This window comes from Priestia sp. P1_B12_1, from assembly GCF_056406695.1.
The window spans coordinates 1-553 of the sequence record NZ_JBFTZR010000072.1 but is presented as its reverse complement, the minus strand read 5'-3'; the positions used below and the strand labels follow the sequence as shown (position 1 = coordinate 553).

General features: G+C 46.6%; 2 tRNA genes and 2 rRNA genes. All 4 read left to right on the top strand.

What is annotated here, in order from left to right:
• Positions 1-94 (top strand): 23S ribosomal RNA (locus AC1D0Y_RS29745); the annotation flags it as partial.
• Positions 95-202: 108 nt separating this feature from the next.
• Positions 203-318: ribosomal RNA gene (gene rrf, locus AC1D0Y_RS29740) — 5S ribosomal RNA — on the top strand.
• Positions 319-327: 9 nt separating this feature from the next.
• Positions 328-402 (top strand) — tRNA-Asn (locus AC1D0Y_RS29735).
• Positions 403-405: 3 nt separating this feature from the next.
• Positions 406-480 (top strand) — tRNA-Glu (locus AC1D0Y_RS29730).
• Positions 481-553: the final 73 nt, after the last annotated feature.

Genomic DNA, 553 nt, shown 5'->3' with positions numbered 1-553 from the left:
AGATCCCTGAAAGATGATCAGGTTGATAGGTCAGAGGTGGAAGCGTGGCGACATGTGTAGCTGACTGATACTAATCGATCGAGGACTTAACCAAACTTTAAAAGCGTAAGCTTTACTCAGCRAACTGTTACCTAGTTTTGAGAGAACAAAACTTTTTAAAAAAGTCTTGCTTTCTTTATCAAATCATGTATAATATAATATGTCTGGTGRCGATAGCGAAGAGGTCACACCCGTTCCCATACCGAACACGGAAGTTAAGCTCTTTAGCGCCAATGGTAGTTGGGACTTTGTCCCTGTGAGAGTAGGACGTTGCCAGGCTATTATTATTCCACAGTAGCTCAGTGGTAGAGCTATCGGCTGTTAACCGATCGGTCGTAGGTTCGAGTCCTACCTGTGGAGCCAACTGGCCCGTTGGTCAAGCGGTTAAGACACCGCCCTTTCACGGCGGTAACACGGGTTCGAATCCCGTACGGGTCACCATTTATTTTTATCTACATAATAGTGGAGGATTAGCTCAGCTGGGAGAGCACCTGCCTTACAAGCAGGGGGTCGG